General features: G+C 66.6%; 22 protein-coding genes. 19 read left to right on the forward strand and 3 right to left on the reverse strand.

The annotated features are described in order from the left end of the window. Positions 1 to 4 precede the first annotated feature (4 nt). The 7 genes from GPA22_RS01460 (at position 5) to minE (ending at position 6,549) form a co-directional block, all read left to right on the forward strand. A complete protein-coding gene (locus GPA22_RS01460) occupies positions 5 to 853 on the forward strand; it encodes a D-hexose-6-phosphate mutarotase (RefSeq protein WP_169254304.1) in 849 nt (282 codons plus the stop codon). A 124-nt stretch (positions 854 to 977) separates the two neighbouring features. Then, the gene (locus tag GPA22_RS01465; protein ID WP_169254305.1) at positions 978 to 3,302 is read left to right on the forward strand and encodes a Tex family protein; all 2,325 of its coding nucleotides are present in this window, start codon (positions 978 to 980) and stop codon (positions 3,300 to 3,302) included. Between the two features lie 4 nt (positions 3,303 to 3,306). Continuing rightward, a complete protein-coding gene (locus GPA22_RS01470) occupies positions 3,307 to 3,675 on the forward strand; it encodes an ArsC family reductase (protein WP_169254306.1) in 369 nt (122 codons plus the stop codon). Then, on the forward strand, positions 3,672 to 4,556 hold the full coding sequence (hslO, locus tag GPA22_RS01475) for an Hsp33 family molecular chaperone HslO (protein ID WP_169254307.1): 885 nt from the start codon (positions 3,672 to 3,674) through the stop codon (positions 4,554 to 4,556). Before GPA22_RS01470 ends, hslO begins: the two co-directional genes overlap by 4 nt. A 103-nt stretch (positions 4,557 to 4,659) precedes the next feature. Further along, positions 4,660 to 5,439 (forward strand): septum site-determining protein MinC, encoded by a 780-nt coding sequence (gene minC, locus GPA22_RS01480; protein ID WP_169254308.1) that lies wholly within the window; start codon positions 4,660 to 4,662, stop codon positions 5,437 to 5,439. Positions 5,440 to 5,471: 32 nt separating this feature from the next. Further along, on the forward strand, positions 5,472 to 6,287 hold the full coding sequence (gene minD, locus GPA22_RS01485; protein WP_169254309.1) for a septum site-determining protein MinD: 816 nt from the start codon (positions 5,472 to 5,474) through the stop codon (positions 6,285 to 6,287). A gap of 1 nt (position 6,288) precedes the next feature. Next, positions 6,289 to 6,549 (forward strand): cell division topological specificity factor MinE, encoded by a 261-nt coding sequence (minE, locus tag GPA22_RS01490; RefSeq protein ID WP_169254310.1) that lies wholly within the window; start codon positions 6,289 to 6,291, stop codon positions 6,547 to 6,549. A gap of 77 nt (positions 6,550 to 6,626) precedes the next feature. Here the strand turns inward: minE and GPA22_RS01495 are convergent, their stop codons facing one another. Continuing rightward, a complete protein-coding gene (locus GPA22_RS01495) occupies positions 6,627 to 8,426 on the reverse strand; it encodes a methyl-accepting chemotaxis protein (RefSeq protein WP_169254311.1) in 1,800 nt (599 codons plus the stop codon). Positions 8,427 to 8,608: 182 nt separating this feature from the next. Between GPA22_RS01495 and lysS the strand changes: the two genes are divergently transcribed. The 8 genes from lysS to GPA22_RS01535 all read left to right on the forward strand — a co-directional run bounded on the left by lysS (position 8,609) and on the right by GPA22_RS01535 (position 17,771). Continuing rightward, positions 8,609 to 10,117 (forward strand): lysine--tRNA ligase, encoded by a 1,509-nt coding sequence (gene lysS / locus GPA22_RS01500; protein WP_169254312.1) that lies wholly within the window; start codon positions 8,609 to 8,611, stop codon positions 10,115 to 10,117. Between the two features lie 206 nt (positions 10,118 to 10,323). Further along, positions 10,324 to 10,614, forward strand: coding sequence for a type II toxin-antitoxin system RelE/ParE family toxin (locus GPA22_RS01505; RefSeq protein WP_169254313.1), 291 nt, complete (start codon positions 10,324 to 10,326; stop codon positions 10,612 to 10,614). A gap of 2 nt (positions 10,615 to 10,616) precedes the next feature. Continuing rightward, positions 10,617 to 10,922, forward strand: a complete 306-nt coding sequence (locus GPA22_RS01510; RefSeq protein WP_169254314.1) for an addiction module antidote protein — start codon at positions 10,617 to 10,619, stop codon at positions 10,920 to 10,922. A 123-nt stretch (positions 10,923 to 11,045) separates the two neighbouring features. Next, positions 11,046 to 12,953 carry a bifunctional tRNA (5-methylaminomethyl-2-thiouridine)(34)-methyltransferase MnmC2/FAD-dependent 5-carboxymethylaminomethyl-2-thiouridine(34) oxidoreductase MnmC1 gene (gene mnmC, locus GPA22_RS01515; RefSeq protein WP_169254315.1) on the forward strand — a complete coding sequence of 636 codons (1,908 nt, stop codon included), beginning with the start codon at positions 11,046 to 11,048 and terminating at the stop codon, positions 12,951 to 12,953. 394 nt (positions 12,954 to 13,347) lie between these two features. Beyond that, on the forward strand, positions 13,348 to 14,892 hold the full coding sequence (locus tag GPA22_RS01520) for a PAS domain-containing sensor histidine kinase (RefSeq protein WP_343035923.1): 1,545 nt from the start codon (positions 13,348 to 13,350) through the stop codon (positions 14,890 to 14,892). Next, on the forward strand, positions 14,889 to 15,545 hold the full coding sequence (locus GPA22_RS01525) for a response regulator (protein ID WP_169254317.1): 657 nt from the start codon (positions 14,889 to 14,891) through the stop codon (positions 15,543 to 15,545). Before GPA22_RS01520 ends, GPA22_RS01525 begins: the two co-directional genes overlap by 4 nt. Positions 15,546 to 15,713: 168 nt before the next feature. Then, the gene (locus GPA22_RS01530; RefSeq protein WP_169254318.1) at positions 15,714 to 16,256 is read left to right on the forward strand and encodes a phasin family protein; all 543 of its coding nucleotides are present in this window, start codon (positions 15,714 to 15,716) and stop codon (positions 16,254 to 16,256) included. Between the two features lie 279 nt (positions 16,257 to 16,535). Continuing rightward, complete coding sequence (locus GPA22_RS01535; protein ID WP_169254319.1) at positions 16,536 to 17,771, forward strand: MFS transporter; 1,236 nt, start codon at positions 16,536 to 16,538, stop codon at positions 17,769 to 17,771. A 9-nt stretch (positions 17,772 to 17,780) separates the two neighbouring features. Here GPA22_RS01535 and GPA22_RS01540 read toward each other — a convergent pair whose 3' ends face one another. Next, complete coding sequence (locus tag GPA22_RS01540; protein ID WP_169254320.1) at positions 17,781 to 18,248, reverse strand: pyridoxamine 5'-phosphate oxidase family protein; 468 nt, start codon at positions 18,246 to 18,248, stop codon at positions 17,781 to 17,783. Next, positions 18,245 to 19,993, reverse strand: a complete 1,749-nt coding sequence (locus GPA22_RS01545) for a sigma-54-dependent Fis family transcriptional regulator (protein ID WP_246263980.1) — start codon at positions 19,991 to 19,993, stop codon at positions 18,245 to 18,247. The genes GPA22_RS01540 and GPA22_RS01545 overlap by 4 nt, the downstream gene beginning before the upstream one ends. 450 nt (positions 19,994 to 20,443) lie before the next feature. On the opposite strand from GPA22_RS01545, the gene GPA22_RS01550 reads away from it, so the two are divergent. From GPA22_RS01550 to ppcB, 4 genes are all read left to right on the forward strand, one after another. Then, positions 20,444 to 22,279 carry a PEP-utilizing enzyme gene (locus tag GPA22_RS01550; RefSeq protein ID WP_169254321.1) on the forward strand — a complete coding sequence of 612 codons (1,836 nt, stop codon included), beginning with the start codon at positions 20,444 to 20,446 and terminating at the stop codon, positions 22,277 to 22,279. A 28-nt stretch (positions 22,280 to 22,307) separates the two neighbouring features. Then, positions 22,308 to 23,420, forward strand: a complete 1,113-nt coding sequence (locus GPA22_RS01555) for a PEP/pyruvate-binding domain-containing protein (protein WP_246263981.1) — start codon at positions 22,308 to 22,310, stop codon at positions 23,418 to 23,420. 123 nt (positions 23,421 to 23,543) lie between these two features. Continuing rightward, complete coding sequence (locus tag GPA22_RS01560) at positions 23,544 to 24,212, forward strand: CBS domain-containing protein (protein WP_169254323.1); 669 nt, start codon at positions 23,544 to 23,546, stop codon at positions 24,210 to 24,212. Positions 24,213 to 24,259: 47 nt separating this feature from the next. Further along, positions 24,260 to 25,681 carry a phenylphosphate carboxylase subunit beta gene (ppcB, locus tag GPA22_RS01565; RefSeq protein WP_169254324.1) on the forward strand — a complete coding sequence of 474 codons (1,422 nt, stop codon included), beginning with the start codon at positions 24,260 to 24,262 and terminating at the stop codon, positions 25,679 to 25,681.

Here is a 25,681-nt window from a genome sequence, read left to right on the forward strand (position 1 = left end):
CCCGATGCCCGCAACGATCGAAACCATCGACTTCCACGGCCAGCCCGCGCTCGCCCTCACGACGCAGGCCGGCGCACGTGCCGTCGTATCGCTCTTCGGCGCCCAGGTCCTGTCCTGGATCCCCGCGGGCGGCCAGGAGCGCCTCTACCTCAGTCCGGCCGCCGTCTACGACGGCAGCACCGCAATCCGCGGCGGCATCCCGGTGTGCTTCCCGCAGTTCGCCGGGCTCGGCAAGCTCCCGAAGCACGGCATCCTGCGCACGCGCCCCTGGGTCGTGGATGAACAACGCACCGGCGACGACTACGCGCTCGTCACGCTGCGCTTCACCGAGACCGACGACAGCTGGGCGGTCTGGCCGCAGAACTTCGTCGCCGAACTCACCGTGGTCGTCGAGGGCGAGCGTCTCGACGTCGAACTCGAAGTCGAGAACACCGGCCACGCCCCGTTCGCCTTCACCGCCGCGCTGCACACCTACCTGCGCGTGAAGGAGGTCGAGACGGCCCGCCTCGAAGGCCTCTACGGCCACGACTACCGCGACGCCGCCGACCACGACCGCATCAAGCGCGACTCCGGCGACGTGCTGGTGGTCGAGGACGAGACCGACCGCGTGTACCACGACGTCAAGCGCCCGCTGCTCCTGCGCGACGGCGCCCGCAGCCTCGGCATCAACACCGATGGCTTCCCCGACGTCGTCGTGTGGAACCCGTGGGAAGAACGCTGCGCCGCGCTCGCCGACATGCCGGCGAACGGCTTCCGCCACATGCTGTGCGTCGAGGCTGCCGCCGCGCGCCAGCGCATCGAACTCGATGCGGGCGAAAGCTGGGTCGGGCGCCAGAGCCTGATCGCGCTCTGATCCGTCATATTCTGCAACCGGGCTGCGCTTGCGTCGGCAGCCCCCCTGTTGCACCATCGCACCCCTCCCTTTCCAACAAGACGGCGCTACCCCACGCGTGTGGTCACCGCGCCCGCCACACTCCATGCTTCCCCCGATCGAACACCGCCTCGCCACCGAACTCTCGGCACAACCCCGCCAGGTCGTCGCCGCCATCCAGCTCCTCGACGAAGGCGCCACCGTGCCCTTCATCGCCCGCTACCGCAAGGAAGTCACCGGCGGGCTCGACGACACCCAGCTGCGCACGCTCGAGGAACGCCTCGGCTACCTGCGCGAGCTCGAGGATCGCCGCGCCGCCGTCGTCGCATCGATCACCGAACAAGGCAAGATGACCGACGCGCTCGCCGCCGAGATCGCCTCGGCCGAGACCAAGCAGCGCCTCGAAGACCTCTACCTCCCCTACAAGCAGAAGCGCCGCACCAAGGCCCAGATCGCGCGCGAAGCCGGCATCGAGCCGCTCGCGCTGGCGCTGCTGGAAGACCCCACGCTGGTCCCCGAGACCGAAGCCGAACGCTACTTCAACGCCGAGGCCGGCTTCGCCGACGTCAAGAGCGTGCTCGACGGCGCGCGCCAGATTCTCATCGAGCGCTTCGCCGAGGATGCCGAACTGCTCGGCACGCTGCGCGGCTGGCTGCAGGAAAACGGTCTGGTCGGCTCGACGGTGATCGAAGGCAAGGAAACCGAAGGCGCCAAGTTCCGCGACTGGTTCGATTTCCGCGAGGCGATCGCCACGATGCCCTCGCACCGCGCGCTCGCACTCCTGCGCGGCCGCAACGAAGGCGTGCTGCGCCTCGCCCTCACCGTCGACCAGCCCGACCCCGACGCTCCCCACCCCTGCGAAGGCCGCATCGCCGCGCGCTTCGGCGTCCGCGACCAGGGCCGCCCGGCCGACCGCTGGCTGCGCGACAGCGTGCGCTGGGCGTGGAGCGTGAAGATCTCGCTGCACCTCGAACTGGAACTGATGAACGAGCTGCGCGAGCGCGCCGAAGAGGAAGCGATCCGCGTGTTCGCGCGCAACCTCAAGGACCTGCTGCTCGCCGCGCCGGCCGGCGCGCGCTGCACGATGGGCCTCGACCCCGGCATCCGCACCGGCGTCAAGGTCGCGGTCATCGACCGCACCGGCAAGCTCGTCGACACCGCGACGATCTACCCCTTCGAACCGCGCCGCGACCGCGACGGCTCGCTCGCGACGCTCGCCGCGCTGGCGAAGAAGCACGCCGTCGAACTCGTCGCGATCGGCAACGGCACCGCGTCGCGCGAGACCGACAAGCTCGTCGCCGACCTGATGCAGGCGCTGCCGCAACTGCACCTCACGCGCATCACGGTGTCGGAGGCCGGCGCCTCGGTGTATTCCGCGTCCGAACTCGCCGCGCGCGAATTCCCCGAGCTCGACGTGTCGCTGCGCGGCGCGGTGTCGATCGCCCGCCGCCTGCAGGACCCGCTCGCGGAACTGGTCAAGATCGACCCCAAGTCGATCGGCGTCGGCCAGTACCAGCACGACGTCAACCAGTCGCGCCTCGCGAAGAGCCTCGATGCGGTCGTCGAGGACTGCGTGAACGCCGTCGGCGTCGACGTGAACACCGCCTCGGCGGCGCTGCTGGCGCGCATCTCCGGCCTCAACGCGACGCTCGCCGGCAACATCGTCGAGCACCGCGACGCCAACGGCCCGTTCGCCACGCGCGACGCGCTGAAGAAGGTCTCACGCCTCGGCCCCAAGACCTTCGAACAGGCCGCGGGCTTCCTGCGCATCCCCAACGGCGACAACCCGCTCGACGCCTCGTCGGTGCACCCCGAGGCCTACCCGGTAGTCGAACGCATCCTCGCGAAAGTCAGCCGGAACGTGCGCGAACTGATGGGCAACGCGAGCTTCCTGAAGACGCTGCGCCCGGCCGAATTCACCGACGAGCGCTTCGGCCTGCCGACGGTGCAGGACATCCTCGCCGAGCTCGAGAAGCCCGGCCGCGACCCGCGCCCCGAGTTCCGCACCGCCGCCTTCCGCGACGGCGTCGAAACGCTCAAGGACCTCGCGCCGGGCATGATGCTCGAAGGCGTGGTCACCAACGTCACCAACTTCGGCGCCTTCGTCGACATCGGCGTGCACCAGGACGGCCTCGTGCATATCTCCGCGCTGTCTGACCGCTTCGTCAAGGACCCGCACAGCGTCGTGAAGGCCGGCCAGGTCGTGAAGGTCAAGGTGCTGGAGGTTGACCTGCCGCGCAACCGCATCGCGCTGACGATGCGCATGAGCGACGAACCCACGCAAGCCCGTCCCACCGGAGGAGCGCGCGACAGCGCGCCGCGCGGCCGTAGCGACGGCCCGCGCCAGGATCGCAGCGCCCAGCGCGGCAACGAGCGCCCCGCCGCCGGCGGCGCGATGGCCGACGCGCTGGCACGCGCACTACGCAAGTAAGACCATGAGCACGACGATCTACGGCATCAAGAACTGCGATACGATGAAGAAGGCCTTTGCCTGGCTCGACGCGCAGGGCATCGCCTACACTTTCCACGACTACCGCAAGTCCGGCATCTCCCCCGACACGCTCGCGCGCTGGTGCGACCGCCTCGGCTGGCAGGCGCTGGTCAACACGCGCGGCACCACCTGGCGCAAGCTCGATCCCGCACAGCAGGCGATCGCCTCCGCCACGGACGCCATCGCGCTGATGGCCGCGCACACCAGCGTCATCCGCCGCCCCGTGATCGAGACGGCCGCGGGCGGGATCGTCGCCGGATTCGACACCGAACGCCTCACTGCGCTGTTCGCGCAGGACGGAGCCCACCGATGAAGACCCGCAAGAGCTACGTACGCCGCTTCCTGCTCGAAGACCTCGACATCCGCGGCGCCGTCGTGCGCCTGGACGACGTGTGGCAGGCACTGCAGAGGGGCCGCAACTACCCGCGCAACGTCGGCACCCTGCTCGGCGAGATGAGCGCCGTGTCGGCGCTGATCTCCGCGAACCTCAAGCAGGCCGGGCGCCTCACCTTCCAGGTGCAGGGCCACGGAGCGGTGCGCCTGCTCGTGGTCGACTGCGACGAGACCCTGAACCTGCGCGGCTTCGCGGCCTTCGACGACCCCGTGCCGGACGGCGACCAGCTCGCGCAGCTGGTCGGCGACGGCATCCTCCAGCTCACGCTGGACGTCGAAGGCATGGACCAGCCCTACCAGAGCCTCGTCCCGCTCGAAGGCAGCAGCATCGCCACGGTGTTCGAGCACTACCTGCAGCAGTCCGAGCAACAGCCGGCCGGCCTGTGGCTCGCGTGCAGCAAGGACGCGGCGGCGGCGCTCTTCCTGCAGAAGCTCCCCGGCGCGGACGCGCGCGACGAGGATGGCTGGTCGCGCGCCCACCAGTTCGCGCAGACCGTCACGCGCGAAGAACTCCTCGCGCTCGACCCCGAGACCCTGCTCGGCCGTCTGTTCGCCGAGGAAACCGTGCGCCTCTACGACCCGCGCCCGGTGACCCACGACTTCCCGCCCGACCGCGACAAGATCGTCGCGATGCTGCGCGCGCTGGGCGAAGGCGAGGTGCGCCGCATCTACGCCGAGCACGGCGAGCTGGTCGTCCGCGACGACCTGTCGAACCACGAATACCGCTTCGAACCGGACGAGATCGACGAACTCTTCGAATCCCGTCCCGGCCCCGCCGAACCGCCTCCGACCCTGCACTGAGCGCGGCTGCGGCCTTCCGGTGCATGACATCATGCACCGGAAGATCCTTGCCCGATTCCCCTGTCGTCATTAGACTTTCAAGCTTTTCGGCCTCATCGTACCCATGTCCGCTTCCAACGCCGCCCGCTCGATCGAGTTCCGTAATGCGACGCTCGGCGCCACCATAGCGGTCCTGCGCGAAACCGAACCGGCAAGGCTCGCCGACGCCTTGCATCTGATGCTCGGCGGCATGCCCGATTTCTTCAACGGCGAAGCGGCCGTGCTCGACTTCGCCGACATCGCGGCCTACCCGGAACGCATCGACTGGGTCGGCCTCGCGAGCCTCTTCCGCCGCTATCGGCTGCAGCCCGTCGGCGTGCGCAACCTGCCGGAAGACCTTGCCGCAACGGCTCGCCAGGCGGGACTTGCGATCCTCGACGGTGCCGAGCTGCGCGACCGCCAGGGCGTGGCACCCGCAGCACCGCAACCGCGCCCGGAACCCGCCCCCGCCGCACAGCCTGCACCGGCTCCGGCCGCCGCACCGGCAGTCGCAGAGAACACTCTCTACATCGACCGCCCGCTGCGTTCCGGCCAGCAGGTGTATGCCCGCGGCGCCGACCTCGTGCTGCTCGCCGGCGTCAGCAACGGCTCGGAAGTCATCGCCGACGGCAGCATCCACTGCTACGGCCCGCTGCGCGGCCGCGCCCTCGCAGGCGCCCGGGGCAATACCGAAGCGCGCATCGTGACGACCAATTTCGGCCCCGAACTGGTGTCGATCGCCGGCATCTATCGCACCTTCGAGCAGGGCATTCCCGCTTCGCTCGCCGGCCGTGCGGCGCTCGTGCGCCTCACGGACAGCGCCACCGACCAGAAACTTGCCATCGAATCGCTGCAGCTCGGCTGAGCGCAGCGCCAACTATCAGGAAAGGACATACCGTGACTCGTGTCGTCGTCGTAACTTCGGGCAAGGGTGGCGTGGGCAAGACCACCACCAGCGCCGCCTTTTCCTCCGGCCTGGCCCTGCGGGGATTCAAGACGGCCGTCATCGACTTCGACGTCGGCCTGCGCAACCTCGACCTGATCATGGGCTGCGAGCGCCGCGTCGTGTATGACCTCATCAACGTCATCAACGGCGACGCCAAGCTCAACCAGGCGCTGATCAAGGACAGGCACTGCGACAACCTGTTCGTGCTGCCCGCCTCGCAGACGCGCGACAAGGACGCCCTGACCGAAGAAGGCGTCGAGAAGGTCATCCACGACCTCGAACACATGGGTTTCGACTACATCGTGTGCGACTCCCCCGCCGGCATCGAGCGCGGCGCGGTGCTCGCGCTGACCTTCGCCGACGAGGCGATCGTCACGACCAACCCCGAAGTTTCGTCCGTGCGCGACTCCGACCGCATCCTCGGCATCCTGCAGTCGAAATCCCGCCGCGCCGAGGAAGGCAAGGAGCCGGTCAAGGAACACCTGCTCGTCACCCGCTACTCGCCCAAGCGCGTCGAAGACGGCGAGATGCTGTCGTACAAGGACGTGCAGGAGCTGCTGCGCGTGCCGCTGATCGGCGTGATCCCCGAGTCGGAATCCGTGCTCCAGGCCTCCAACCAGGGCACGCCGGCGATCCACCTGAAAGGCACCGACGTCTCCGAAGCCTACACCGACGTCGTCGCGCGCTTCCTCGGTGAAAACCGCGAACTGCGTTTCGTGAACTACGAGAAACCCGGCCTGATCAAGCGCCTGTTCGGAGGCAAGTAAGATGTCCTTCCTTGCCCGCCTCTTCGGCGAAAAGAAGAAGACGGCGGAAATCGCCAAGAACCGCCTGTCGCTGCTGATCGCCCACGAGCGCAGCGGCGACGCGGCCAAGGCGGATTTCCTGCCGGCGCTGCAGCGCGAGCTGATCGAGGTGATCTCGAAGTACGTCTCGGTCAATCCGGACGACATCAAGGTGCACCTCGACAAGCAGGACAACTACGAGGTCCTGGAAGTCAAGATCGAGCTGCCCGAACAGGCCCGCTGATCCCCCCGCGACCTCGACTCCACGGCACATGCCGCACGTCACCGGACGCCCCTCGCGGCGCCCGGTGACTTCCCCTTTCAGCGTTCGGCGAGCAGCGCCTCCGCCGGCATGCCGACGCGCACGTTGCCCCACAGCCGGCCGCCGACCGTGATCGGCATCGACATGTCGCACAGGATCTCGCCGGTGTCGCGCATGAAGGTCTGCAGCAGCAGCGGGTCGGTGTTCTTCGCCCCGCGCAGTTCCGCCGCCCCCTCGAACTTGCGGCAGGTGCGGTTGCCGACCAGGTCCGCCTCCCGATTCCCCGTCAGCGGCTTCGAATACTTGAGGTTGTGCCCCGACAGATAGCTGTCGACGTTCAAGCCCACGGCATAGGAGCAACCCGGAATGGACGCGAGACACTCGTCGAGGATCTTCTGGCAGCGCCGCGTGTATTCGTCGCCCCACGACACCTTGAACTTCTGCGGGAAGGTGTCGGGAATCGGCTGGTAGCGCTTGTCGAACACGTCGAAACGGTTGTTCCTCATCTCCTCGAGCTGGGCCTGCACGCGATCGCGGAAGATCCGCGCCTGCTCGACGGCGTGATCGAACTCGCCCTTGCCGATCTTGAAGCGCGACACCAGCTCCTGCACCGACTCGGTCGCGCGCGCGAGCTTCACCGTGCAGTCCTCGGATTCTTCCATGTGCTTCGCCACCGTGCCCGACAGATCGTGGATCGTGGCCACGTTCTCGTGCACCTGCCCGTTGGTCGCCGAAAGCTGCTCCATCGCGGTTGCGATCTGCAGCAGCTGCTCGCCGGTCGTCTCGAATTCGCCGACCATGAACTGGAACTGCGTCGCCGAGCGCGCGACCACTTCGCGCGCCTGCAGCACATCGACGTTGATGACCTCGTTCTCCGCGCGGGTGTTCATCACGCGGCCGATCATCCCGTCGATGTTGCCGGTGATCTCCTCGGCCGCGGTATTCACACGCTCGGCGAGCTTGCGCACCTCGTCCGCGACGACCGCGAAGCCACGCCCCGCCTCGCCCGCACGGGCGGCCTCGATCGCGGCGTTGAGCGCGAGGAGGTTGGTCTGGTCGGCAATCTCGCGGATCAGCGACGCGATCTGCTTCACGCTCTCGGAGCGCTTCGACAGGTCGTCCACGGTCGCGTTGAAGTGCAGCACCTTCTCGCTCACCGCGTTGATCTTCTCCGAGATGTCGCGCATTTCCCCCAGCGACGCGCGCGCGATCTCCAGGTTCTTGGTCGTCGATTCGGAAATCTGATGCGTGCTCTCCGACACGCTCTCGATGGCCGAGGTCGACTCGGTGCTCGCGCTGAACACGACCTCGGTGAGCTGGCCCTGCCGCCGCGCGTCGTTCGCCGCTCCCTGGACGCGCGACTTCACGATCACGGCGTCACGGGCGATGCTCACGGTCATCGTGCGCACGTCGCCGATGATCTGGCGCATCTTCTCGGCAAAATGGTTGTAGCTGATCGCGAGGTCGCGCAGTTCGTCGTGCGTGACGAGCGGCAGGTTGCGCGAGAAGTCGCCCTCGCCGCGCGCGATCTCGTTGAAGATGTCGGTAATGATGCGCACCGGCCGGACGATGAGGTGCCGGATGTAAAGGATCTGCCCGACGATGACCGCCAGTACCACGGCCGTCACGACCGCCATCAGGTACAGCCCGCTCTCGAGGGACGCGGAAACCTGCTGCACCAGCTCGGGCGAAACCTTTCCCGCCTCGAGCAGCGCCTGAACCGCCGTCTTCTGGTTCAGATAGATCCCCACATACGCCAGGTCGATGAAGAACAGCAGCAGGAAGCTGCACAGCTTCTTGGTGAGCGAATTCCAGAAGGTCTTCTCAATCGTTTCATACAGGCTTTCGGACGAGCCCATTTCTTTTCTCCCCGCCTAAGGTTTGCTACGGATATATCGCGACTATCGGCCGCGAAGGGCAACACTTTAGCGCTTCGACCGATTTTGTGCCCCGTCCCGGTGCGTGACGGCGAGCGGTGCGGATTTGCGGGGTATTCTCGGGCATGCCACAATTATCTTTTTAGCCGCAAGCCTGCCGATTCATGAGCGACCAGAACAACAGCGCCCCGACCGTAGCCGACGAGAACCACATCATCGCCGAGCGGCGTGAAAAACTGGCTGCGTGGCGCGCCACCGGCCGCGCCTTCCCGAACGACTTCGCACGCGAGAACACCGCGGGCAAGCTCGACGAGCTGTACGGCGACAAGGAACCCGAGGCCCTCGACGCCAACCCGGTCGAAGTGAAGGTCGCCGGCCGCGTGATGCTCAAGCGCGTCATGGGCAAGGCCAGCTTCATCACGATCCAGGACCTGTCGGGCCGCATCCAGCTGTACGTGACGCGCGACGCGGTGGGCGAGGACGTCTACGCGGACTTCAAGCACTGGGACATCGGCGACATCGTCGGCGGCGTCGGTACCGTGTTCAAGACCCGCACCGGCGAACTCTCGGTCAAGGTGTCGGAAGTGCGTCTGCTCACGAAGAGCCTGCGCCCGCTGCCGGACAAGTTCCACGGCCTCACCGACGTCGAGCAGAAGTACCGCCAACGCTACGTCGACCTCATCATGAACGAGCAGACGCGCTTCACCTTCGTCGCGCGCAGCCGCATGGTGCAGTCGATCCGCAACTACATGGTCAGCCACGGCTTCCTCGAAGTCGAAACGCCGATGATGCACCCCATCCCCGGCGGCGCCGCGGCCAAGCCCTTCATCACCCACCACAACGCGCTGGACATGGAACTGTTCCTGCGCATCGCGCCGGAGCTCTACCTCAAGCGCCTCGTGGTGGGCGGCTTCGAGAAGGTCTTCGAGGTCAACCGCAACTTCCGCAACGAAGGCCTGAGCCCGCGCCACAACCCCGAATTCACGATGATGGAGTTCTACGAGGCGTATGCGGACTACCGCAGCCTGATGAACTTCACCGAAGGCCTGCTGCGCCAGGCCGCGCGCGAGGCGCTCGGCACCGAGGTGTTCGTGTACCAAGGCCGCGAGCTCGACCTGTCCAAGCCCTTCGCGCGCCTGACCATCGTCGAGGCGATCCGCAAGTATCACCCCGGCTACACCGTCGAGCAGCTCAACGACGCCGCCTGGGTGCGCAACAAGCTCAAGGACCTGAAGGCCGAACCGCGCGACGGCGCCGGCCTCGGCACGCTGCAGCTGATGCTGTTCGAGGAGACCACCGAAGCCGAGCTGTGGGAGCCGACCTTCATCATCGACTACCCGGCCGAAGTGTCGCCGCTCGCGCGCCGCAACGACGCCAACCCGGACATCACCGAACGCTTCGAGCTCTTCATCGTCGGCCGCGAGATCGCCAACGGCTTCTCCGAGCTGAACGACCCCGAAGACCAGGCCGCGCGCTTCCTCGAGCAGGTGAAGGCGAAGGAAGCCGGCGACGAGGAGGCGATGTACTTCGACGCCGACTACATCCGTGCTCTCGAGTTCGGGCTGCCCCCGACAGGTGGCTGCGGCATCGGCATCGACCGCTTGGTGATGCTGCTCACCGACAGCCCCAGCATCCGCGACGTGATCCTCTTCCCGCAGATGCGGATGGAGTAATATTCGGGGCAGTTCGCAGCAGTTCGCGAAATTTCAGGAAACCCGCACAGCGAAAGGCTCTGCGGGTTTTTTATTGTTCGGTACGGTTTGGGATAGTTCGCCTCCAGCCGCGTCAGGCACCGGTCAGATTGACCGGTGCTTCCGAGATTTCGGTGGCGGATCGCGAGCCGCATTGCCCGTTCGTATCCAAATGGATACACTTGAGCATGTACTCGATCCAGCAGACTGACACCTTCGCGAAGTGGCTTTCCGGCTTGCGGGACGCACGTGCCAAGGCGCGCATCGTTGCCCGCCTGCGCATGGCGGGTAACGGCAACCTCGGGGACGTGAAGAGCGTCGGCAACGGTGTGTCGGAGATGCGAATCGACGTCGGACCGGGATACCGGGTGTATTACACGCGCCGCGGCGAGATCGTCATCGTGCTCCTCGTGGGCGGCGACAAGTCCTCGCAGGCGCGCGACATTCAGCGCGCGCAGAAACTGGCGCAGGAGGTTTGAACATGACTGAACATCTCACCGATTTCGACGCCGCGGACTACCTCGATAGCGACGAGGCGATCGCCGAATACCTGACTGCGATCCTTGAACAGGACGACTCCGACCTCACCATCAAGGCGCTGGGCGACGTGGCCAAGGCGCGCGGCATGGCCGAGATCGCGCGCGCCACGGGTCTGGGCCGCGAGAGCCTGTACAAGGCGTTCCGCCCCGGCGCCCATCCACGCTTCGACACTGTACTGAAAGTCATGAAAGCCCTCGGCGTGAAGATGACCGCCGTTCCGGCCGAACATGGGCCGCAACCAGGCTGAATCGCCCCTCTGCACCCTGCATTTTGTAGGGTGCCGCCCCGGAAATCGCCGCTAACTTGAGCCCAGGCTCCGACAATCAGCGTCGCGCCAACGTCGGTTCTCGCCTTCAGTACCTGAATCGCCATGCCCATCGAACCCGCCCGCCTGAGCTTCACCGAAGAAGGCACGCCCTGCTCCACGGCCTTTGGCGACGTGTATCACTCGCGTGACGGCGGCCTGGAGCAGGCGCGGCACGTCTTCATCGCGGGCAACGAGCTGCCGGGGCGCTGGCAGCGGCGCGAGCGCTTCACGATCGTCGAAACGGGTTTCGGCCTCGGGCTGAACTTCCTCGCCACCTGGGCGGCGTGGCGGGACGACCCGCGACGCTGCGGGCGGCTGCACTTCGTGTCGGTCGAGCGCCACCCCTTCCGCCGTGAGGATCTGGCGACGCTGCACGCGCGCTGGCCGGAGCTCGCACCGCTGACGGCCGAGCTGCAGGCACAGTGGCCGGTGCTGATGCCGGGCCTGCATCGCCTCCACCTCGATGGCGGCCGCATCATCCTGACGCTGATGCTCGGCGACGCGCTCGAACTGCTCCCGCAACTGCAATGCCGCGCCGATGCGTTCTATCTGGACGGGTTTTCCCCCGCCGCCAACCCCGAACTGTGGTCCGCCGAGCTGCTGCACGAGCTGCCGCAGCTCGCCGCCCCCGGTGCGACGCTCGCGACCTGGTCGGTGACGGGCACGGTGCGCCGCGCGCTCGCGGAGACCGGGTTCCGCTGCGAGAAGGCCGAGGGTTTCGGCGGCAAGCGCGAGATGCTGCGCGCACAGTTCGACGCCCCCGCTTCGGCGCCCGTGGGGGACTCACCCCGGCACGCGCTGGTGCTCGGCGCCGGTCTTGCCGGCAGCAGCATCGCGAACCGCCTCGCCGAGCGCGGCTGGAGCGTGGAGGTGATCGACGCTGCCGCCGGCCCCGGTGCCGGCGCGTCGGGAAACCTGAGCGGGGTGCTGCGGCCGCTGCCGAGCCTCGACGACAACCGCCTCGCCCGCATCACCCGAGCCGGCGCGCTGTATGGCCTGCGCCACCTGCGGCGTCTGAGCGAACTCGGCCTCCCCGTGCGCTGGGACGCCTGCGGGGTGCTGCACCTCGCGCGCGATCCGGTGCACGAGGAGAAGCAGCGGCGCGTCGTGGAGGCCGCGCAGGCCCCCGACGATTTCCTGCGTTTCGTCGACCGCGAGCAGGCCGCGGAGCTCGCCGGCTGGCCGGTCGCGCAGGGCGGCTGGTGGTTCCCGGGGGGCGGCTGGGTAAATCCGCCCAGCCTGTGCGCGGCGAACCTGGCGGCCTTCCCGCAACACATCCGCTGTCATTACGACCGCAGCGTCGCTGCGCTGGAGCACGGCCCTTCGGGTTGGCGCGCACTCGATGCGGCCGGGCAGACGATCGCCGCGGCGCCGGTCGCGATCCTCGCCAACGGCACCGGCATCGGGCAATTCCCGCAGGCGGCGGCCCTCCCCGTGCGCAGCGCGCGGGGCCAGGTGAGCCACCTGCCCGCCCTGCCGGGCAGCGCACCGCGCGTCGTCGTGTGCCGGCTCGGCTACGTCAGCCCGGAGATCGACGGCGTGCGCTGTGCCGGCGCCACCTTCTCGGTGGACGACGACGACCCGGAATTGCGCCTCGCCGATCACCGCGAAAACCTCGCGAAACTCAACTTCATCCTGCCGGACTTTGCCTCCGGCCTGGACCCGGCGCAACTCGGCGGACGCGTCGGATTCCGGCCGGCCTCTCCGGATCGCCTGCCGATGATCGGCGCGATCCCGTCGATTCTCCAGGCCGAGCGCAGCACGCCGCTGGCATCCATCCCGCGCCACCCGGGCCTGTATGCGGTGGAAGGATTCGGCGCGCGCGGACTCGTCTGGGCCGCGCTCGCGGCCGAACTGCTGGCGAGCGAGCTTGCCGGCGACGCCCTGCCACTCGAACGCGCCCTCGTCGACGCCCTCGACCCCGCCCGTTATCTCCTCCGCCCCCCGCGCCGCGCCGTCGCGGAGGAATGAGGTGCGGCCGGCGGTGGAAACATCGCGTTACAGGCGGATTTCGGCTTCGTGGTATCTGTGGAGACACTTCTCCCGGTATGATCTTCTGCGTCGAGAACGGCCATCCACGCCAGTCTTACCCATGACGAAGAGGTGGATATCGATGCTTTGCGAATAAACCCGGGAACGCGTCGGGAGCATGGGCCTCACGGCTCGGGAAAACGCCTCGGCGGGCGAAATCGACGGGGACGTCCCTGCTCTGCTATCTAAAATGGAACAAAGAAGCTTGGACTCCACTCTCCCTTTCGACCTTGACGCACCTGCATCGTCGCCTGCCGGCTCGGCAGGCACGAGAAGAAGGTGTGTGCCCGCCACGTCATCCGTTCCGCAGTGAGGTCTTATGCCCCGGGAGCTGGTGGATTATCGAGACAGTGAAGAAGCCCTGCGTGCCAGCGAAGCGCGGCTGCACGAGGCGCAGGCTGTCGGCCGCATGGGCGACTGGGAGCTGGATCGCGATACCGGTTCGATGAGTTGGTCCCCGCAGCTTTTCCGCCTGTTCGAGCGTTCGAGCGCCCTGGGGACGCCTGACCTGAACGAGGCGCTCGGCTATTACTCGCTCGAATCCGTGGAGCTCACGCGGGCGGCATTCTGGGCAGCCATCGATACCGGGAACCGCCGCGAGCTGGAGCAGACGGTGCTGCTGCCGTCGGGAGCGGAACGCTACCATGCCACGACCATCGTTCCCGTGAAGGACGGCAGCGGCAGGGTGTGCAAGCTGTACGGGACGACGCAGGACATCACCGAACGCAAGCTCGCGGAACAGGAACTGCGCCGCAAGACGTACGAGATCGAGGATCTGTATCAGAACGCGCCCTGCGGTTACTACTCGCTCGACGCGAACGGGCTGATCATCCGGATCAACGACACGCAGCTGCGCTGGCAGGGGTACGAGCGGGAGGAGGTCGTCGGCCGCATGCACGCCGCCGAGCTCTTCAGTCCCGCCAGTCGCGCCTTGTTCGGGCAGGTTTTCCGCACGTTCAAGAGAATGGGCGTCCTGCACAACATGGACATGGAACTGCTGCGCAAGGATGGCTCGATTCTGAATGTGCTCATGAGCTCGACGGCGATTTTCGATGCGCAGGGGAATTTCGTCGCCAGCCGCACGGTGCTGTCGGACAATACCGACCGCAAGCAGCTCGAACTCGAACGCACGGCCCACGCGACCCGCCTCGCGGATCTTTCGCGGCACATGGTCGACGTGCAGGAGAACGAACGCCGCAAGTTCGCCTCGGCGCTGCACGACCATACCAGCCCCAACCTGGCGGCCCTGCAGCTGACGCTGACCAACCTGGCGCGGGCACTGCCGCCTGCTGCGCTCCCGGGACTCCAGCCCCTGCTCGACGATGCGCAGGCACTGCTCCTCGACACGACCAGCGGCATCCGCGACATCTGCACCAATCTGCGCCCGGCGACGCTCGATTACGCCGGGTTGATCCCTGCCGTGCAGGACTATGCACAGCAGTTCAGGCTCCGCACCGGTATCGAAGTGCACCTCGATACCGCCGACTTCACCATGCAGTTGCCCTCGAACGTCCAGTCGCTGCTCTTCCGCATCGCGCAGGAAGCCCTGACGAATTGCGCGAAGCACGCGCGCGCGCGGAACATCCGCATCCATCTGTCGAACCGCGACACCCGCCTGGTGATGCGGATCGCCGACGACGGCGTCGGCTTCGATCCGCATCACCTGGGCGAGGCGGGCACGACGTCGCCGGGAATCGGTCTGATCACGATGAGGGAGCGGGCGGAATTTGCGGGCGGACGGTTCTCGCTGCGCTCGCACCCGCAATCGGGAACCGAAATCAAGGTGACGTTCGACGTCGGCAGGAGCGGGGTTCTGAGGCCGGCCCGCCGGGCCAGCGATTTCGCGAACGGCACCACGCTACCCACGGGAACGCAATGACTAACGCCAAGGTACATATCGCCCTCGCCGACGATCACCGGATGTTCCTCCATGCCCTGCGCGCGCTGCTGGAGAAGGAGCCCGGCATCGACGTCGTCGGTGTCGCGGGCACCGGCGAGGAGTTGCTGGCGATCGCCGCACACAAGCCGGTCGACATCGCCTGCATGGACATCGGAATGCCGGCGATGAACGGCATCGAGACGACGCGGCGCCTGCTCGCGCTGCGGCCGAACATCAAGGTGATCGGCGTGTCGGCATTCTCCGACCGCCAGTTCGTGCTCGACCTGCTCAACGCCGGCGCGCGCGGCTACGTGACCAAGGCCGAAGCGGGCGAAGAGCTGTTGCGCGCAATCCATACGGTGCAGCTCGGCAAGACCTACCTGTGCCCCGACGTCGCCGCGACGGTGACGAATGCGCTGCTGGACAATGTGCCGCGCGACATCGCCACGCCGCGCATCACCGCGCGCGAACGCCAGGTGCTGCAGCTGATTGCGGAAGGGCACACCTCGGTACGCATCGCCGAGCGCCTGCACCTCGCCGCCTCGACGGTCGAGGTGCACCGCCGCAACATCATGCGCAAGCTCGATCTGCACAGCGTCGCGGAGTTGACGAAATATGCGATCCGCAACGGCATCACGACGATTTCCGGATGAGCCGGGGCCCCGCGCCAGAATACCGGTAAACACGTACGTAAAACACGCAGAACGATGTATGTCAGACGCAATGTTTGCAACGTAGCATTCGAGTTCCCCCACGCACCCTGCGCCCAGACGACAGAGATCCGACCGCGCGTGACCACACATAGCTGAGGAGAGCTCGACATGAACAACTACGTATCCGCACAAAAGCTGGCAAAGGCCACGAACGGCAACATCGAGGCCTTCCAGTCCTTCGCCGAAATCATCTTCAGTGCGACCGAACGCCTGGTCGCCCTCAACATCAACGCAGCCCGCACGGCCTGCACCTGCGCCTCCCAGAGTGCCGCCCCGGTGGTCGAAGGGGATCTGCGCGGACAGTTCGCTTCCCGCATGAACGCCCAGGGCAAATCGCTCGAGCAAGCCGCGGAATACTTCCGCTGCGTCAACGAACTGTTCCTCGAGACGCAGGGCGATATCGCAGCCTTCGGTACCCGGCAACTCAACGAGCTCACGAGCGGTTTCGGCGAGTTCATGGAGCAGGTCGCCCAGTCCGCGCCCGCCGGCAGCAGCGATTTCGTCGATGCGCTCAAGACGGCGATGACCAACGCCAGCACGGCGTATGAAAACTTCGTCAAGACCAGCCGCGACGTTGCCGAAACCAACCTCGCAGCCGCGAGCAGCGCACTTCAGCCGATGCTGGCTGCGAAGAGCCGCAAGGCGGCCTGACCATAGGGGCGCCTCAGCGCCATCGAGCTGTCGCAAGGGGGCGGAAACGCCCCCTTTTCTTTTCTTCCGCCCTGGAACCGCAGTCAGCCCGGCCATAGCCCCTGCTGCTCGAGCTTCAGCGACTCGATGCGCATGCAGGCTCGTGCGGCGGGACATTGCATTCGACGACCTCGGGCGAGCCGGGATATCCGGACGCGCGTTCGCCGCCCGCTTTGCTTGACTTCAAATCGTTTTACTTCCATTCTTGCGGCATTCCGCGGTCACTTCGGCAGAATGCCCATGAAGACTCTCGACAGCCGGACTGCGCTGGCGCTTCTGGCGGGTTGCCTCGCTTCTGCCCAGGTCGGCAAGGTGCCGCCCGCCCTCGCAGCGATTCGCGAACAGCTCGGGGTGGGCCTCATCCACGCAGGCTGGATCGCAACGGCCATCAACGCCGCAGCTGCAATGCTCGGCGTGATCGTCGGCCTCGCGCTCGCGCGCCTGGGAGCCGAGCGCGGGCTGCTGGCGGGGTTGCTGCTGATGGGTACCGGTTCCGCGCTGGGAGCCGCCGCTCCGGACGGCATGACGCTGATCGCATCACGCGCGTGCGAGGGCGCGGGCTTCGTGCTGGTCGTCGTCGCGGCGCCTTCCCTCCTCGCCGCCGCCGCGGCCGATGACCCCGCGCGCAGGCGGCGTCTGCTGACCCTGTGGAGCTGCTACATGCCGACCGGCATGGGGCTGATGATGGCCGTGGCGCCGCTGCTCCTGCAGCGCTACGGGTGGCGCGGGCTGTGGACGGCGAATGCCGTGGCAGTCGCGGCCTGCCTCCTCGCGGCCGTGCTGCTGCACCGACGCCTCGCCGAACGCGCCGGCCCGCGCCCGCCGCCGCTGCAGATGTTCACACGTGCGCGTCTCACCCAGCCGGCCTTCTGGCTGATGGGCGTGTGCTTCGGGAGCTATGCCGCAACATGGTTCATGATCGCAACCTGGCTGCCCTCGTTTGCGGTCGAGCACATGGGTTACACGGCCGAACACGCGACCTGGCTCACCGCCGTGGCGGTCGGCGGCAACATTCTCGGCAACCTGACCACCGGGCCCTTGCTCGCAAGAGGCGTTCCGCGCTGGACGCTGCTCGTGGGCGTCATGGTGATGATGGGCGGGCTGGGCTGGTTCGTGTTCACGGCGGGCTACGATCCGGTGCTGCGGTCGGTCGCGGCGGTCGTCGCCTGCAGCGCCGGCGGCCTTCTGCCCGCAGCCGTCATGGGCGGCATTCCCCTGCATGCGCACTCGCCGGCGGACATCGCGATCGGCAACGGCATCCTGATGCAGTGTTCGAACCTCGGGACTTTCGTCGGCGTACCGGCAATTGCCGCGCTCGCGACCGCCCTCGGGGGATGGGATGGCGGCCGCTGGCTGATTCCCCTGCTCGCGGGCGTCGGCGTGGCCGCGGCCTGGACATTCCGCGGAATCGAACGCCGGCACGATGCGAATTCGCTCACCGGGTCGCCTGCGGCGACACTGGTCGAGCAGACTTAGAACCGTACCCTACGCCGGGGCGCTGCAGTCGACCGCTTCGCGGTGCCCGAATCCGGCCGAGTTGTCGATGAAATACAGGCGCTCGGGCTCGAAGCGGTACCAGCGCACCTTTGCGAACGCCTTCACGATGGCCGCGGGGGCCTGCGCGAGCTTGCCGACGACCGGGAATTTCGCGCCGTAGAGTTCGCGCGCCCGCCTTTCCTCCTCGCCGGCGATCTCGACGGCCCGCCCTTCGGCCTGGATGCCCTTGATCTGCGGCCAGTCTGCGCAATCCTCCTGGATCGTGACGGCGATCCGGGCGTCGTGCGCAATGTTGCGGCTGTGGCGCGTGGTCGGCGCGGAGAGGAAGTACAGCCGCAAGCCGTCGTTCACGTAGAAGACCGCGGCGGCCCACACCCCGTCCTCGCCAAGCGACGCGATGGTCATCGCATGCTGCGCCTGCAGGTAGGCGAGCACTTTCGCCCGCGCTTCGCTCATGCCGACCCCAGGCCGCGCGTTTCCCGCTGCGTTTCGCCGGCGGCGCCGTCGCGCGGGGCGGGCTCCTCGTGCAGGCGCTTCAGGCGATAGGCGAGCTGCGGGCGCGTGATGCCGAGCATGCGTGCCGCCCACGAGAGGTTGCCGCGAGCCTTGTCCATCGCGGCTTCGAGCAGCATCGCCTCGACCTCGTCGAGGGTCATCGCGCCGTCGCACACGGCCTCGCACAGCGCGCGGCCGGCGTTGGGGCCGTTGATGTCGAGCTTGCCGTCGGAGTCGAGGCCCAGTTCCTGCACCTCGTCGTCGCTGCGCGACAGGAAGAGGTGCTCGATCTCGATGCGGCCGCCGTTGGGCGCGAGGATCACGCCGCGTTCGATGGTGTTCTGCAGTTCACGGATGTTGCCCGGCCACGCGTAGCCCACGAGCGCCTTCTTCGCCTTGTCGGTGAAGCCGAGCAGCTTCTTGCCGTTGATCGCGGCGTACTTCTCGAGGAAGTGCTTGGCGAGCGGCGAGATGTCGTCGCGGCGTTCGCGCAGCGCGGGGATGTCGATCTGGAAGGCGTTGAGGCGGTAGTAGAGGTCGGCGCGGAAGCGCCCTTCCTTCACGAGCTGCGCGAGACCGGCGTTGGTCGCGGCAACGAGGCGGACGTTGATCTTGCGCACCTTGTCGTCGCCGAGCCGTTCGACTTCCCCTTCCTGCAACACGCGCAGCAACTTGCTCTGCGCCGTGAGCGGCAGGTCGCCGATCTCGTCGAGGAAGAGCGTACCGCCGTCGGCGCGCTCGAAGCGACCCGGGCGCGAGACCTGCGCGCCGGTGTAGGCCCCCTTCTCGACGCCGAAAAGTTCCGACTCGACGAGATCGTGCGGGATCGCCGCGCAGTTGATCGAGACCAGCGGCTTGTCGCGGCGGTTGCTCATCTCGTGCAGCGCACGCGCGAAGAGTTCCTTGCCGACCCCGGTCTCGCCCAGCAGCAGCACGGTGATCTGGCCGGCGGCGGCCTGCTTCAGGAGCTCCAGCGCGCGACGGAAGTCGTGCGAATTGCCGATCATGTCGGCCGGCAGATTCTCCTTCTCGGCGATCGTCGAGCGCAGCTGCACGACCTGGGTCTGCAGGTCGATGAGCTGGTCGGCGATGGGATCGGGCGCGAAGTAGCGCATGTGCTCGTCGGCGTCCTCCCATTCCTCGATCGGCTTGCCGACGATGCGACAGCTCTCGTTGCCCATGCCGGCGCATTCGACTTCCTTGTACAGGATCTGGCGCCCCATGAAGGCCGAGGAGTAGCCGCAGGCGTAACCGATCTGCGTCCAGCACACGGGCTCGTTGTGGATGCCGAACTGTCGCCGGTGCGACTGCCCCTCCCAGGAGTTGATCCAGCGGAATTCACAATGGAAAGTCCCTGCCTCGCGATCGACTTCGACACGGATCGGGATCACGCCGACGATGCCTTCAAGCGAGTGCAGTTGCGGGCCGGTCATGAAGGCGTCGACCTCGCTGAGTTCGGGCATGCGCGTGCGCACGAGTTCGGCGTCGCGCACCCCGGAGGCGTAGCCCATGCGCAGCAGCAGGCCGCGCGCCCGGGTCATCCCGAGCGTGTCGATCAGTTCCTTGCGCAGCGAGGCCTGGGCCTCGGCGTGCACGAGCAGCATGCGGTGCTCGTGCAGCCAGATCTGGCCGGTTTCGGCGCAGAAATGGACTCGCGAGCGCAGGTCGTCCGCCGCGACGCGCGCCTTGGAATGGGCCCTGGTCATTGCCTGGTCCTCATGCTGTCTCCTCCTAGACCGCTCGTTCTACGCGCCGTCCCTGACCGCCGTATTGACCCAAATCAAACGATTTGAAGTCGCGCTTTTTGCTTGCAATTTCCCGCACTCGGGAGCCGGTTCACCAAATGATCAAACGGCCCGTCGACGCCCCCAAAAGCTTCATCAAATGATCAAGCGCGGGCATTGCACGTGACCGCGCATCCCGTGCGTGGCAAGCGTTTTCGCCGGTCTCTGAAAGATTTTTTCCGCAGCTGCGTCATGCGCTCGACGGCCTTGTGCCGCGGTCTCCGCCGCGCCGCACAGCACCCTCCTGGCATGCAACGTTGCTGCATTGCGTCAGCGTCTGCTGGCACAGCGGTTGCGATGGATGTTCCGCAACCGGTCGCAAAACGAGTCCGGCCAAATCCAAAAAACGACACAGCACGAGGGGACACAAACATGAAGTTTCCTGTTCCACACGACGTGAAGGGCAAGACGATCCCGGGGACCGAAGGCTGGGAGCGGATGTATCCGTACCAGTACCAGTTCGTGACCGACGACGCCGAACGCAATCAGTACGAAAAGGAGACGTTCTGGTTCTACGACGGGCTGCATTACCCGGAACCGCTCTACCCCTTCGACACGATCTGGGATGAGGCCTGGTACCTCGCGCTGTCGCAGTTCAACAACCGCATCTTCCAGGTGCCGCCGGTGCGCGGCGTCGACCACCGCATCATCAACGGCTACGTCTATATCTCGCCGGTGCCGGTGAAGAACCCGGACGAGATCGGCCAGCGCGTGCCCAACTTCATGGAGCGCGCCGGTTACTACTACAAGAACTGGGACGAACTCGAGGCGAAGTGGAAGACCAAGATGGAGGGCACGATCGCCGAGCTGGAGGCGCTGCAGATCCCGCGCCTGCCGGAGGTCGAGGACCTGAAGGTGGTGACCGACGGCGTCGGCGAGTCGACGGCCTACCACCTGCTGAAAAACTACGACGACCTCATCAACCTCGGCATCCGCTGCTGGCAGTACCACTTCGAGTTCCTGAACCTGGGCTACGCCGCCTACGTGTTCTTCATGGACTTCACGCAGAAGCTGTTCCCGAGCATCCCGCTGCAGCGCGTGACGCAGATGATCTCGGGCATCGACGTGATCATGTACAAGTCCGACGACGAGCTGAAGGCGCTGGCGAAGAAGGCCGTTGCGCTGGAAGTCGATGACGTCGTGACGGCGCACCGCGAATGGGCCGACGTGAAGGCGGCGCTCGCCGGCCGGCGTCATGGCGACGAGTGGCTCGCGGCCTTCGAGAAGGCGCGCTATCCGTGGTTCAACATCTCGTCCGGCACGGGCTGGTTCCACACCGACCGCAGCTGGAACGACAACCTGAACCTGCCGCTCGACGGCATCCAGACCTACATCAACAAGCTGCGTGATGGCCAGGAGATCGACCGTCCGATGGAGGCCGTGCGCGCCGAGCGCGACCGCGTCACCGCTGAGTACCGCGACCTGATCGACAACGACGAGGACCGCAAGCAGTTCGACGAGCTGCTGGGCTGCGCCCGGACGGTTTTCCCCTATGTCGAGAACCACCTGTTCTACGTCGAGCATTGGTTCCACTCGGTGTTCTGGAACAAGATGCGCGAAGTCGCAGCGATCATGCAGGAACACGGCCTCATCGCCGAGATCGAGGACATCTGGCTGCTGCGCCGCGACGAGATCAAGCAGGCGCTGTGGGACATCGTTACCGCCTGGGCAACGGGCGTGACGCCGCGCGGCACGAAGACCTGGCCGGCCGAAATCGAGTGGCGCAAGGGCGTGATGCAGAAGTTCCGCGAGTTCGCGCCGCCGCCGGCAATCGGCATCGCGCCGGAAGTGATCCAGGAGCCCTTCACGATCGTGCTGTGGGGCGTGACGAACAGCTCGCTGTCGGCGTGGGCCTCGGTGCAGGAAGTCGCCGACCCCGACAGCATCACCGAGCTGAAGGGCTTCCCGGCGAGCCCTGGCATGGTCGAAGGCACGGCGCGCGTGTGCCGCAGCGCGGAGGAGATCCGCGACCTGAAGGAAGGCGAAATCCTTGTCGCGCCGACGACCTCGCCGTCGTGGGCGCCCGCGTTCGCGAAGATCAGGGCCTGCATCACCGACGTCGGCGGCGTGATGAGCCACGCGGCGATCGTGTGCCGCGAATACGGCATGCCGGCGGTCGTCGGCACGGGCCATTCCACACGGGTGATCAAGACCGGCATGACGCTGCGCGTCGATGGCTCGTCCGGCTTGGTGACCATTGTCCAGTGAAGAGGGAAACAGCATGGGAAGCGCTCTGATGGCTGAAGAAGTGCGCCTCGCCTCCGGCATCGACAGCCGGGGGCCCAAGGTGTGCATGTTCGAGGAATGCAACAAGGACTCCGTCGCACTCGTCGGCGGCAAGTGTTCGTCGCTCGGCGAGCTGATCAATGCCGGCGTGCGGGTGCCGCCGGGCTTCGCGGTAACGACAGCGGGCTACGCGCAGTTCATGCGCGAGGCGGGCATCCAGGACGAGGTCGATGCCCTGCTGCAGGTGCTGGACCACGACGACATGGACCGCCTCGAAGAGGCATCGCGCCAGATCCGCGAGATGATCGAGTCGCGGCCGATCTCGATCGAGCTGGAGGACCTGATCGCCGAGGCCTACCGCAAGCTGTCCGTGCGCTGCTACCTGCCGGCCGTGCCGGTCGCGGTGCGCTCCAGCGCGACGGCCGAGGACCTGCCGGGCGCGAGCTTCGCCGGCCAGCAGGACACCTACCTGTGGATCCGCGGCATCGACGAGGTCATCCACCACATCCGCCGCTGCTTCTCCAGCCTGTACACGGCGCGCGCCATCGCCTACCGCATCCGCATGGGCTTCCCGCACGAGCAGGTGGCAATCAGCGTGGGCGTGCAGAAGATGGCGAACGCCTACACGGCGGGGGTGATGTTCACGCTGCATCCCTCGACCGGCGACCGCTCGGTGATCGTGATCGACTCGAACTTCGGCTTCGGCGAGTCGGTGGTGTCGGGCGAGGTGACGCCGGACAACTTCGTGGTGAACAAGGTCACGCTGGACATCATCGAGCGGACGATTTCCACGAAGGAGATCTGCTACACGGCCGACCTCAAGCTGCAGCGCTCGGTCGCGATGGAGGTGCCGGCCGAGCGCCAGAACATCCAGTCGCTGATCGACGACGAGATCACCGAACTCGCGTGGATGGCCAAGAAGATCGAGAAGCACTACGGCCGTCCGATGGACATCGAGTGGGCGATCGACAAGAACCTGCCGGTCGGCGGCAACGTGTTCGTGCTGCAGGCCCGCCCCGAGACGATCTGGAGCAACAAGCAGAAGGCGCCGGCGACGACCGGGGCAACGTCGGCGATGGACTACATCGTCTCGAACCTGCTCGTGGGGAAACGGCTGACGTAGGGCGGATGAGCCGAAGGCCGAATCTGCCAAATGAGCCGCCGAATGTGGGCCTCAATGGCTCGACCAGCATACGGCGGGAGGCGCTTCGCTTTTCCGCCCTACGAAATGCCAAGGAGATTTCTGATGATCGTACGCAACTGGATGCAAGCCAACCCCGCCGTGCTCGGCAGCGACACGCTGCTGTCGGAAGCAAAGCGGATCCTGTCCGAAACCAACCTGCATGCGCTGCCCGTCGTCGATGACGGTCGGCTGCGCGGGCTCGTCACGCGGGCCGGCTGCCTGCGCGCGGCGCACGCGGCGATCCGCAGCCAGAGCCCGGACGAGCTGAACTACTTCTCGAACCACGTGAAGGTGAAGGACGTGATGGTGCGCAACCCCGCCACCATCGACGCCAACGACACGATGGAGCGCTGCCTGCAGGTCGGCCAGCAGGCGGGCGTCGGACAGCTGCCGGTGATGGACGACGGCCATGTCGTCGGGATGATCTCGGCGATCGAGATGTTCTCGCTCGCTGCGCACTTCCTCGGCGCGTGGGAGCGTCGCAGCGGCGTGACGCTCGCGCCGACGCGCATCGGCCCGGGGACGATCGGCCGCATCGCCGACATCGTCGAGGGCACCGGCGCCGAGGTGCATGCGATCTACCCGATCAGCCTGGGCCCCAAGGGCGTCGCGAGCGGCGACCAGGAGCGCAAGGTCATCGTCCGCTTCCATCACGCCGACACCGTCGAGGTCACCCGCGCGCTCGCGGCCGCGGGCTACGAAGTCATCGAATCGGTACAGGCAATGCACTGATTCCCATCACACAACAACCCCAACTTTCCCGCCAAGGAGACATCCGAATGGACCTGAGGTACTTCATCAACCAGTGCGCCGAAGCCCACGAACTGAAGCGCGTCACGACCGAGGTCGACTGGAATCTGGAGCTTTCGCACGTCTCGAAGCTCACCGAGGAGAAGAAAGGCCCGGCGCTGCTGTTCGAGAGCGTGAAGGGCTACGACACACCCGTCTTCACCGGCGCCTTCGCGACCACTAAGCGGCTCGCGATCATGCTCGGCCTGCCGCACGACCTGACGCTGTGCCAGTCGGCGCAGCAGTGGATGAAGAAGACGATCACGTCCGAAGGCCTGATCAAGGCCAAGGAAGTGAAGGACGGACCGGTGCTGGAAAACGTACTCACCGGCGATAAGGTCGATCTCAACATGTTCCCGGTGCCGAAGTTCTTCCCGCTCGACGGCGGACGCTACATCGGCACGATGGTGTCGGTGGTGCTGAAGGACCCGGAAACGGGCGAGGTGAACCTCGGCACCTACCGCATGCAGATGCTCGACGACAAGCGCTGCGGCGTGCAGATCCTGCCGGGCAAGCGCGGCGAGCGGATCATGAAGAAGTACGCCAAGATGGGCAAGAAGATGCCCGCGGCGGCAATCATCGGCTGCGATCCGCTGATCTTCATGGCCGGCACGCTGATGCACAAGGGCGCGTCCGACTACGACATCACCGGCACGGTGCGCGGCCAGCAAGCGGAATTCCTGATGGCGCCGCTGACGGGACTGCCGGTGCCGGCGGGCGCAGAGATCGTGCTCGAAGGCGAGATCGACCCGAACAACTTCCTGCCCGAAGGCCCGTTCGCGGAATACACCGGCTATTACACCGACGAGCTGCACAAGCCGATCCCGAAGCCGGTGCTCGAAGTGCAGCAGATCCTGCACCGCAACAACCCGATCCTGTGGGCAACCGGCCAGGGCCGTCCGGTGACCGACGTGCATATGCTGCTCGCCTTCACGCGCACGGCGACCCTATGGACCGAGCTCGAGCAGATGCGCATCCCGGGCGTGCAGTCGGTGTGCGTGCTGCCGGAGTCGGCGGGCCGCTTCTGGACCGTGGTGTCGGTGAAGCAAGCCTACCCGGGGCATTCGCGCCAGGTGGCCGATGCGGTGATCGGCAGCAACACCGGCAACTACGGCATGAAGGGCGTCATCACGGTCGACGAGGACATCCAGGCCGACGACCTGCAGCGCGTGTTCTGGGCACTGTCCTGCCGCTACGACCCGATGCGCGGCACGGAACTGATCAAGCGCGGCCGCTCGACGCCGCTCGATCCTGCGCTCGACCCCGACTCCGACAAGCTCATGACGTCACGCATCCTGATGGACGCCTGCATTCCGTACGAATGGAAGCAGAAGCCGGTGGAGGCGCGCATGGACGAGGAGACGCTGGCGAAGATCAAGGCGCGCTGGCACGAGTACGGAATCGGGATCTAA

This window comes from Aromatoleum toluvorans, assembly GCF_012910905.1.
In the GTDB taxonomy this organism is placed as follows: Bacteria; Pseudomonadota; Gammaproteobacteria; order Burkholderiales; family Rhodocyclaceae; genus Aromatoleum; species Aromatoleum toluvorans.

Coding starts and splice junctions, on each gene's coding strand:
- GPA22_RS01460 (WP_169254304.1), top strand. CDS start 5: ATGCCCGCAACGATCGAAACCATCGACTTCCACGGCCAGCCCGCGCTC.
- GPA22_RS01465 (WP_169254305.1), top strand. CDS start 978: ATGCTTCCCCCGATCGAACACCGCCTCGCCACCGAACTCTCGGCACAA.
- GPA22_RS01470 (WP_169254306.1), top strand. CDS start 3,307: ATGAGCACGACGATCTACGGCATCAAGAACTGCGATACGATGAAGAAG.
- hslO (WP_169254307.1), top strand. CDS start 3,672: ATGAAGACCCGCAAGAGCTACGTACGCCGCTTCCTGCTCGAAGACCTC.
- minC (WP_169254308.1), top strand. CDS start 4,660: ATGTCCGCTTCCAACGCCGCCCGCTCGATCGAGTTCCGTAATGCGACG.
- minE (WP_169254310.1), top strand. CDS start 6,289: ATGTCCTTCCTTGCCCGCCTCTTCGGCGAAAAGAAGAAGACGGCGGAA.
- GPA22_RS01495 (WP_169254311.1), bottom strand. CDS start 8,426: ATGGGCTCGTCCGAAAGCCTGTATGAAACGATTGAGAAGACCTTCTGG.
- lysS (WP_169254312.1), top strand. CDS start 8,609: ATGAGCGACCAGAACAACAGCGCCCCGACCGTAGCCGACGAGAACCAC.
- GPA22_RS01505 (WP_169254313.1), top strand. CDS start 10,324: ATGTACTCGATCCAGCAGACTGACACCTTCGCGAAGTGGCTTTCCGGC.
- GPA22_RS01510 (WP_169254314.1), top strand. CDS start 10,617: ATGACTGAACATCTCACCGATTTCGACGCCGCGGACTACCTCGATAGC.
- mnmC (WP_169254315.1), top strand. CDS start 11,046: ATGCCCATCGAACCCGCCCGCCTGAGCTTCACCGAAGAAGGCACGCCC.
- GPA22_RS01525 (WP_169254317.1), top strand. CDS start 14,889: ATGACTAACGCCAAGGTACATATCGCCCTCGCCGACGATCACCGGATG.
- GPA22_RS01530 (WP_169254318.1), top strand. CDS start 15,714: ATGAACAACTACGTATCCGCACAAAAGCTGGCAAAGGCCACGAACGGC.
- GPA22_RS01535 (WP_169254319.1), top strand. CDS start 16,536: ATGAAGACTCTCGACAGCCGGACTGCGCTGGCGCTTCTGGCGGGTTGC.
- GPA22_RS01540 (WP_169254320.1), bottom strand. CDS start 18,248: ATGAGCGAAGCGCGGGCGAAAGTGCTCGCCTACCTGCAGGCGCAGCAT.
- GPA22_RS01545 (WP_246263980.1), bottom strand. CDS start 19,993: ATGACCAGGGCCCATTCCAAGGCGCGCGTCGCGGCGGACGACCTGCGC.
- GPA22_RS01550 (WP_169254321.1), top strand. CDS start 20,444: ATGAAGTTTCCTGTTCCACACGACGTGAAGGGCAAGACGATCCCGGGG.
- GPA22_RS01555 (WP_246263981.1), top strand. CDS start 22,308: ATGGCTGAAGAAGTGCGCCTCGCCTCCGGCATCGACAGCCGGGGGCCC.
- GPA22_RS01560 (WP_169254323.1), top strand. CDS start 23,544: ATGATCGTACGCAACTGGATGCAAGCCAACCCCGCCGTGCTCGGCAGC.
- ppcB (WP_169254324.1), top strand. CDS start 24,260: ATGGACCTGAGGTACTTCATCAACCAGTGCGCCGAAGCCCACGAACTG.